Raw genomic sequence first — 6,266 nt, forward strand, 5'->3', positions numbered from 1 at the left:
GGCGGAGGCCAGCGTGACGACCGGCGCGGCGTCCGCCAGCGGCGCCAGGCCCAGAACCGAGCGGCCGCCGGCGCTGCCGGCGAGCGCCACCGCGAAGGCGGCGCCGAGCCCCGCCGTGGCGGCGGCCCAGGCCCACCAGGGCGAGCGGCCGTGATCGGCGTGGCGGACGTTGTAGAAGAACCGGATCGCCGCGCCCGAGGCGGTGATCAGCGCCACGATCAGCGGGATCGTCGCGTTCGACCCGAACAGCATCGGGTAGTGGTTCGAGATCATGAGCAGGACCACCGGCAGGGTCAGGTAGTTGTTCTGGGCCGAGCGCTGCTTGGCTTGGCGGCCGAGGTTCGGGTCCGGCCGCTCGGCCCGCATCAGCGCGGCCACCACCTTGCGCTGGTTCGGGATGATGACGAGGAAGACGTTGCCGGCCATCCAGGTCGCCATCAGGGCGCCGGTATGGATCAGGGCGCCCCGGCCGCTGAAGACCTGCGCGAAACCGAAGGCCGCCATCGTGATGACGAGGAGCCCCACCGCCGCGAGCCCGGTCTCGCTCTGCCCGATCGGCGAGCGGCAGATGCGGTCGTAGACCAGCCAGCCCAGCGCCAGCGCGCCGATGCCGACGGCCGTGGCGGCCGGGGCGGACAGGTCCATCACCGCGGGGTCGACGAGGTAGAGCTTCGACTGCGCGTAGTAGATCCACGCCAGCAGCACGAAACCCGAAGCCCACGTCGTGTAAGCCTGCCACTTGTGCCAGGTCAGGTCCGGCGAGAGGTGTTCCGGAGCGACGAAATACTTTCGCATCTCGTAGAACCCCCCACCGTGCACCTGCCAGGCGGCGGCGCCCTCCCCGGCCGGGATCTCGGGCGTGCGCTTGAGCGACGCGTCGAGGTGCATGAAGAAGAACGACGAGCCGATCCAGGCCATCGCCGCCACGATGTGAAGCCAGCGCAGCAGCAGGCTTCCCCACTCCCAAACGAAGCTCTCCACGGCTCATCCCTCCGAGTTGCGATCACGATCCTAGCGATGGAGGGCGCGTTGTATGCCCGCCGAATTCCTTGTCAGTTTTCGAATTTTTCGTAAGCTGACGGGACGCCAGGATCGCGGCGGCGTGCGATTGTCCTGCCACGCTACGGCTTTCGCCCGAATCGGACCCCGGGGCCTGCGATGTTGTCCCTGGAATCCATCCGCATCTTCATGCGCGCGGCCGAGACCGGCAGCTTCTCGGCGGCCGGGCGCTCGCTGCGGCTGTCGCCATCCGTGATCAGCTACCGCATCCAGACCCTGGAGGAGCATCTCGGCTGTCTCCTCCTGACGCGCACGACGCGGCGGATGAACCTGACGGAGGCGGGCCGGGTGTTTTACGACCGCTGCCTCGACGTGGCGGCCTCCGTCGAGTTGGCGGAGAAGAGCGTCGAGACGCAAGGGGCGGCCCCCCGCGGGACCCTCAAGGTCACGGCCCCGTTGAGCCTCGGCCGGCGCGTGGTGGCGCCCCTGATCCCGGCCTTCCGCGAACGGCACACCGAGGCCGACGTGCACCTGCGCCTCTCCGATCACCTCCTCGACCTCGTGCAGGAGGCGGTGGACGTGGCGGTCCGGCTCTCGCAGATGCGCGATTCGACCTTCACCCTGCGCAAGGTCGCGGATGTGGAGCGTACCTTGTGCGCGGCCCCGAGCTACCTCGCCGAGAACCCCGCGCCGGAAAGCCCGGCCGAGCTCCTCGACCATTCCTGCCTGTTGCTGCGCTTCCCCGGCTCGGAGCAGTTCCGCTGGACGCTCCTCGACGGCGACGAGGCCCTGACCCTGCCGGTGGCCGGGCGCATCGACGCGGACGACAGCGACGTGCTGACCGAATGGGCCCTCCAGGGCCAGGGCATCGCCCTGAAACCCGTCTACGAGGTGGCCCCCTATCTGGCGGACGGGCGGCTCGTGACGGTGCTGCCGCGGACGCCGCCGACGTCCGTCACCCTCGGGGTGGTGTACCCATCGCGCAAGATGCTGCCGAACCGGGCCAAGACCTTCGTGGAGATGACGACGGAGGCGCTGCGGGCACATGTGGGTGCGCAACTCGACCTGATCGGCCGGCGCCTGACGCGCTGAGCGTCCTTCGCCCGCAGCGGTCACGGGTTCGGCGCAGGAAACGTCGCAAGGACAGGACGCCGAGCGGGGTCGCGATCCGCGGCGCCGCCCGGCGCGGCGTGACTACGCGCCCGCGGGCAGCCGGTCCTTCAATCGCAGCCAGGCGATCCGCTCGATCTGCCGCAACGCCTCGGCGAGTTCCTGCTCCGCGTCGTTGCGCAACCGGTCCTCGAAAGCCGCCAGAATCTCCTCCCGGGAGCGGCCCTTGATCGCCATGACGAAGGGCAGGCCGAAGCGGTCGCGGTAGGCGGCGTTCAGTCGCTCGAACTGGGCCAGTTGCTCGGGCGTCAGCGCGCCGAGGCCGGCGCTGCTCTGCTCGGCGGTGGAGGCGTCCGTCAGGCCGCCGGCCTGGGCGAGGCGCCCCGCGAGCTCGGGGTGGGCCAGCACCAGGGCGCGCTGCTTGTCCGTCGGTTGGTTGCGGAGTGACTGGACCAGGGCGGCGTGGAGGCCCTCGGCCGTGTCCTCGCGGGCGGTGAGGCCGGCTTGCCAGGCCTGGAGTGCGATCTCCGGCGTGTCCTCGAAGATGTCGCCGAAGCGGGTGAGGAATTGCGAGGCGCTCATCGTGCTCGGACGCAGGGCCGGCGCCGGGTGCCGCTCGGCCCAATGCCGGGCGATGTCGATGCGGCGGGCCAGCCAGACCCCCTCGTGGGCCGCGACGTGGTCGAGAAAGCGCGACACCGCCGCGATGCGCCCCGGCCGGCCGACGAGCCGGCAATGCAGGCCCACCGACATCATCTTCGGCGCGGTCGCACCCTCCGCGTAGAGCGCGTCGAAGGTGTCGCGCAGGTAGGTGAAGAAGTGCTCGCCCGTGTTGAAGCCCTGTGCGGTGGCGAAGCGCATGTCGTTGGCGTCGAGCGTATAGGGCACGACGAGGCCGGTTCCGGCCTCCCCGTGGAGCCAGTAGGGCAGGTCGTCGGCATAGGAATCGGCGAGGTAGGCGAAACCGCGCTCGAGACCGAGCTCCAGCGTGTTGGCCGAGGAGCGGCCGGTGTACCAGCCCTGCGGCGGCGCCCCCGTGACCGCCTCGTGCAGGCGGATCGCCGCGTCCATCTGGGCGCCCTCCTCGGCCCGGCTCATGTCGCGGTGGTCGATCCACTTGAGGCCGTGGCTGGCGATCTCCCAATCGGCCTCCTTCATCGCGGAGACGACCTCCGGGTTGCGCGCCAGCGCCGTCGCGACGCCGAACACCGTGACGGGCACGGCGCGTTCCGTGAACAGCCGCCACAGGCGCCAGAACCCGGCGCGGGAGCCGTACTCGTAGAGCGACTCCATGTTCATGTGGCGCATGCCCGGCCAGGGCGCGGCCCCGACGATCTCGGACAGGAAGGCCTCCGAGGCGGCGTCCCCGTGCAGGATGCAGTTCTCGGCCCCCTCCTCGTAGTTGAGCACGATCTGCACGGCGATCCGGGCGCCGCCCGGCCAGTCCGCCCGCGGCGGCGTGCGGCCGTATCCGATCATGTCGCGGGAGGTATGCATGACTGACCCCGGGTTGGCCGCCCGGTCGGGGCGGACTCGTTTGCGCGTGATGCCAGGATAACGCCACCGCCCCCGGCGATTGATCGGAGATTTTCGAAGCTGCTCCCGGAAATCCGGGATGGTGCGGGCGACCCGATCTGCAATCGTCGCGGGGCAGGCAGAACGCCATCGCATAACTGCCAAGCTTCCGGTCGCAGAGCGGCCACGAGGGGGACCGCTCTCATGACCGTCACCACCGCGCCCGAGGCCCGCCGCCTCACGACGCATGTGCTCGACACCGCCATCGGACGCCCGGCGGCGGGACTGACCCTGCACCTCTGGCGGATCGAGGCGACGTCCCGCACCTGCCTGGCGACGACCGCGACGAACGCGGACGGCCGCTGCGACGCACCCCTGCTTGCCGGGGATGCGGTGGTGCCCGGCACCTACGAGATCGCCTTCGAGGTCGGCGCCTACTTCGCGCGGACCTCGGCCGGCGAGGCGCCAGCCTTCCTCGATACCGTGCCGGTGCGCTTCCGCATCGCGCCGCAGGGCGCGGGCACGCCCGCCCACCTGCACGTGCCGCTCCTGATCTCCCCCTACGGCTACAGCACCTATCGCGGAAGCTGAGCCGCCCTCCGGACCGTCAGGGCGCGCCGCAAGACGCCCGCCGGCCCATCGCGCCACCCAGCCAAGACGCCATCCAGCCAAGACGCCATCCAGCCAAGACGCCACCTGGCGAAGACGCCACGAGACTTGGCCACCAGCGAGGAACGCCCCATGGCCGACATCAAACCGGCGACGCCCGAGACACCGGCAACCCTCAAGACCCAGGGATGCGGGGAGACCAACGCGGTCGACGCGATGTTGCCGATCCCCAAGCTCGCGGCCTACGGCATGCAGCACGTGCTCGTGATGAGCGCCGGTGCGGTGGCGCCGCCCCTGATCATCGGCGCGGCCCTGAACCTCTCGGCCGAGACGGTGGCCTTCCTCATCAACTGCGATCTCTTCGTCACTGGGCTCGCGATCCTGATCCAGAGCCTCGGGTTCCCGGGCTTCGGCGTGCGCCTGCCCGTCATCATGGGCGTCAGCTTCGCCTCGGTCGGCCCGATGGTGGCCATGGCCCAGGACCCGACGATCGGCCTGCCCGGCATCTTCGGCGCGACCATCGCGGCCGGCCTGTTCGGCCTCGCGATGCGGCCGTTCTTCTACCGGCTCGTGGCGTTCTTCCCGCAGCTCGTCACCGGCACCGTGATCCTGATCATCGGGGTGACGCTGCTGCCGGTGGGCATCCGCTGGGCGGGCGGCGGTGCGGGGGCGGCGGATTTCGGCGCGCCGGTTCACCTTGCGGTGGCCGGGCTCGTGCTCTGCGTGATCTTGGTCGTCAGCCGCTTCGCCACCGGGTTCGTGGCCAATATCGCGGTGCTGATCGGCCTCGTCGCCGGCCTCCTCATCGCCTGGCCGCTCGGGCTGTTCCACCTGGAGGGTCTGGCCACCCGCCCGGTGCTCGAACTCGTCACGCCGTTCCGCTTCGGTTGGCCGACCTTCCACCTCTCGGCGGTGGTGGCGATGTGCATCGTGATGATGGTCACCCTCGTCGAGTCGACGGGCATGTTCCTCGCGGTCGGCGACATCGTCGGCAAGCCCGTCGACCGGCCGACCCTCACCCGGGGCCTGATGGCGGATTCGCTCTCGACCCTGATCGCCGGGATCTTCAACACCTTCCCGCACACCTCGTTCTCGCAGAATGTCGGCCTCGTGAACATGACGCGGGTGCGTAGCCGCTACGTCACCGCGACGTCGGGCTTCATCATCCTGGCCGTCAGCATCTTCCCGAAGCTCGCCTTCGTCATCGCGTCGATCCCGCCGGCCGTCCTCGGCGGCGCCGGCATCGTGATCTTCGGCATGGTCGCCTCGGCCGGCCTCATAATCGTCGGCGAGGCCGATCTCGGCGATCGCCGCAACCAGATCGTGGTCGCGGTCTCCATCGGCCTGTCGCTGATTCCCATGGCGGCTCCCACCTTCTTTTCCGCCACCATGCCGGACTGGACCGGGCCGATCCTGCACAGCGGCATCACGCTGGGCTCCATCAGCGCGATCCTCCTCAACCTGCTGCTCAACTCCGACCGCCTCGGACAGGCCCCGACCGAGGCGGCGGGCCATGGCGCGGCGCCCTAGGCGGCCGGCGCCCCCGCCCCGGCCGCCCTCGGCCGGGCGGCGTGAGGGAGGGAACCATGACCGACGCTCCAAGCCCGACCCTGTCGCGCCGCAATTTCCTCGGGGGAAGTGCCGCCGCCGGCATCGCCATCAAGGTGTCGTTCCTGCGCGGGACGGCCCAGGCCGGCCTCGTCGAGGGCGCGACCCGCCCCGGCCCCGCCTGGATCGCCGGGGGCAAGCCCCGCACCCGCCTCGACGCGGTGGCCAAGGTGACGGGCGCCAAGACCTTCACCCGCGACTACCGCGCCCGCGATCTCGCGGGCTGGCCGGACCGCCAGGCCCATGCCTTCCTGATCGCGGCGACGAAGGCCGACCGCCGCTTCGAGGATCTCGACCTCTCCCGCCTCGGCGAGGCCCTCCGGCCCGACCGGATCGTGCGCCACGAGGACCTGATGGCGGACGGGCTCGGCGTGCCGCCGCATCCCGACTTCTTCGGCGACCGCTTCCTGGTGCCGCGGGGCGAG

The 6,266-nt window shown here is 70.7% G+C and carries 6 protein-coding genes; 4 read left to right on the forward strand and 2 right to left on the reverse strand.

What is annotated here, in order from left to right; genetic code table 11:
• Positions 1 to 981 (reverse strand): urate hydroxylase PuuD (locus K2X24_RS13975; protein ID WP_292498993.1); only part of this gene is annotated, 981 nt, incomplete at its 3' end.
• Positions 982 to 1,158: 177 nt separating this feature from the next.
• Between K2X24_RS13975 and K2X24_RS13980 the strand changes: the two genes are divergently transcribed.
• Entirely contained in the window at positions 1,159 to 2,091 is a 933-nt protein-coding gene (locus K2X24_RS13980) for a LysR family transcriptional regulator (RefSeq protein WP_292498994.1), read from the forward strand.
• 102 nt (positions 2,092 to 2,193) lie between these two features.
• On the opposite strand, the gene puuE is transcribed toward K2X24_RS13980, so the two are convergent.
• On the reverse strand, positions 2,194 to 3,606 hold the full coding sequence (puuE, locus tag K2X24_RS13985) for an allantoinase PuuE (protein ID WP_292498995.1): 1,413 nt from the start codon (positions 3,604 to 3,606) through the stop codon (positions 2,194 to 2,196).
• A gap of 222 nt (positions 3,607 to 3,828) precedes the next feature.
• Here puuE and uraH point away from each other — a divergent pair, with 222 nt between their 5' ends.
• The 3 genes from uraH to K2X24_RS14000 all read left to right on the forward strand — a co-directional run.
• Positions 3,829 to 4,215 (forward strand): hydroxyisourate hydrolase, encoded by a 387-nt coding sequence (gene uraH / locus K2X24_RS13990; RefSeq protein WP_292498996.1) that lies wholly within the window; start codon positions 3,829 to 3,831, stop codon positions 4,213 to 4,215.
• A 150-nt stretch (positions 4,216 to 4,365) separates the two neighbouring features.
• Positions 4,366 to 5,763: a nucleobase:cation symporter-2 family protein gene (locus K2X24_RS13995; protein WP_292498997.1), complete on the forward strand. Its 1,398-nt coding sequence runs from the start codon at positions 4,366 to 4,368 to the stop codon at positions 5,761 to 5,763.
• 56 nt (positions 5,764 to 5,819) lie between these two features.
• Positions 5,820 to 6,266: twin-arginine translocation signal domain-containing protein (locus K2X24_RS14000; RefSeq protein WP_292498998.1), on the forward strand; the 447-nt coding region annotated here is incomplete at its 3' end.

Source organism: Methylobacterium sp. (assembly GCF_019750675.1).
GTDB lineage: Bacteria > Pseudomonadota > Alphaproteobacteria > Rhizobiales > Beijerinckiaceae > Methylobacterium.

Coding starts and splice junctions, on each gene's coding strand:
- K2X24_RS13995 (WP_292498997.1), top strand. CDS start 4,366: ATGGCCGACATCAAACCGGCGACGCCCGAGACACCGGCAACCCTCAAG.
- K2X24_RS13980 (WP_292498994.1), top strand. CDS start 1,159: ATGTTGTCCCTGGAATCCATCCGCATCTTCATGCGCGCGGCCGAGACC.
- puuE (WP_292498995.1), bottom strand. CDS start 3,606: ATGCATACCTCCCGCGACATGATCGGATACGGCCGCACGCCGCCGCGG.
- uraH (WP_292498996.1), top strand. CDS start 3,829: ATGACCGTCACCACCGCGCCCGAGGCCCGCCGCCTCACGACGCATGTG.